The sequence below is a fragment of the Sporosarcina sp. P2 genome (assembly GCF_002743255.1).
Lineage (GTDB): Bacteria > Bacillota > Bacilli > Bacillales_A > Planococcaceae > Sporosarcina.
Genome location: NZ_PDYY01000032.1, coordinates 1 through 1,538, shown reverse-complemented (window position 1 = coordinate 1,538; position 1,538 = coordinate 1). Strand labels below are relative to the sequence as shown.

Below are 1,538 nucleotides of genomic sequence, written 5' to 3'. Positions count from 1 at the left end.
AGATGATGAGGTGGATAGGTCTGGGGTGTAAGTACGGCGACGTATGTAGCTGACAGATACTAATCGATCGAGGACTTAACCTATTATGAAAAGCCGAAGCGGCCGTTTAGATGCGACCGGTATAAGGCGAAGATACGTAGTAGCGCTGTTTGCTACATAGCATCTTTGACTTATGACCCGAGCATCTGGCCGCTGAGGCTGGACAGCTTAAAAAGTAGTTACTTGAACTACACAATGTCTTTTATTCAGTTTTGAGTGAACAAGCTTTACTCGAAAAATACTTAAAATAATGCTTGCATTAAGTTTAACAAGTGTTATAATAGTAAATGTCCTCAAGAAAGAGGAAGTAAAGTCTGGTGACGATGGCGAAGAGGTCACACCCGTTCCCATACCGAACACGGAAGTTAAGCTCTTCAGCGCTGATGGTAGTTGGGGGTTTCCCCCTGTGAGAGTAAGACGTCGCCAGGCAATTCTTTTCTTAAGATTGATACTGAGTATTCTATACATAACCTCGTGATCAAAGAGAACAAGAACATATCTATTTAATATTGAAATTATACCCAGGAGGATTAGCTCAGCTGGGAGAGCACCTGCCTTACAAGCAGGGGGTCGGCGGTTCGAGCCCGTCATCCTCCACCATATATTCTACACCTGCCGGTGTAGCTCAACTGGTAGAGCAACTGACTTGTAATCAGTAGGTTGAGGGTTCAAGTCCTTTCGCCGGCACCACTAAGTACGAGCCGTTAGCTCAGTTGGTAGAGCATCTGACTTTTAATCAGAGGGTCACAGGTTCGAATCCTGTACGGCTCACCATTATTTTTGCCGAAACATATCGCGGGTGTGGTGGAACTGGCAGACACGCTAGACTTAGGATCTAGTGCCTTCGGGCGTGGGGGTTCGACTCCCTTCACCCGCATTTTTCATGCGGAAGTAGTTCAGTGGTAGAATACGACCTTGCCAAGGTCGGGGTCGCGGGTTCGAATCCCGTCTTCCGCTTTTAAATTCCACTCTTGCCGGGGTGGCGGAACTGGCAGACGCACAGGACTTAAAATCCTGCGGTAGGTGACTACCGTACCGGTTCGATTCCGGTTCTCGGCACCAATTACTTTCATAATATGCGCCTGTAGCTCAATTGGATAGAGCGTCTGACTACGGATCAGAAGGTTGTGGGTTCGACTCCTGCCAGGCGCGCCATATTTCAAAAGAAATTACTATTGTATATAGTCGGGAAGTAGCTCAGCTTGGTAGAGCACTTGGTTTGGGACCAAGGGGTCGCAGGTTCGAATCCTGTCTTCCCGACCACTTATTTGGGGCCTTAGCTCAGCTGGGAGAGCGCCTGCCTTGCACGCAGGAGGTCAACGGTTCGATCCCGTTAGGCTCCACCAAATATTTTTTTATGAATCTAATGAACCTTGAAAACTGAACAGCAAAACGTTAACGAAATACAGTTTGTGCACCTAACGGTGACACCAACAAAATGAGTATCTTAATTGATGCCAGCAAATGAAACTCGAGCTAATCGAATTTCTCTTATGGAG

The 1,538-nt window shown here is 47.0% G+C and carries 9 tRNA genes and 2 rRNA genes; all 11 read left to right on the top strand.

The features are described from left to right. A 23S ribosomal RNA gene (locus CSV67_RS16490) occupies positions 1–83 on the top strand; the annotation flags it as partial. Positions 84–352: 269 nt separating this feature from the next. After that, positions 353–468, top strand: a 5S ribosomal RNA gene (rrf, locus tag CSV67_RS16485). 95 nt (positions 469–563) lie between these two features. After that, positions 564–639, top strand: a tRNA-Val gene (locus CSV67_RS16480). Between the two features lie 14 nt (positions 640–653). Beyond that, positions 654–729 (top strand) — tRNA-Thr (locus tag CSV67_RS16475). A gap of 8 nt (positions 730–737) precedes the next feature. After that, positions 738–813: transfer RNA gene (locus tag CSV67_RS16470), tRNA-Lys, on the top strand. 21 nt (positions 814–834) lie between these two features. Continuing rightward, positions 835–916: transfer RNA gene (locus CSV67_RS16465), tRNA-Leu, on the top strand. A gap of 8 nt (positions 917–924) precedes the next feature. After that, positions 925–996: transfer RNA gene (locus tag CSV67_RS16460), tRNA-Gly, on the top strand. A 16-nt stretch (positions 997–1,012) separates the two neighbouring features. Further along, positions 1,013–1,101: transfer RNA gene (locus tag CSV67_RS16455), tRNA-Leu, on the top strand. A 16-nt stretch (positions 1,102–1,117) separates the two neighbouring features. After that, positions 1,118–1,194, top strand: a tRNA-Arg gene (locus tag CSV67_RS16450). Positions 1,195–1,225: 31 nt separating this feature from the next. Next, positions 1,226–1,302: transfer RNA gene (locus tag CSV67_RS16445), tRNA-Pro, on the top strand. 7 nt (positions 1,303–1,309) lie between these two features. After that, positions 1,310–1,385, top strand: a tRNA-Ala gene (locus CSV67_RS16440). Positions 1,386–1,538 lie beyond the last annotated feature (153 nt).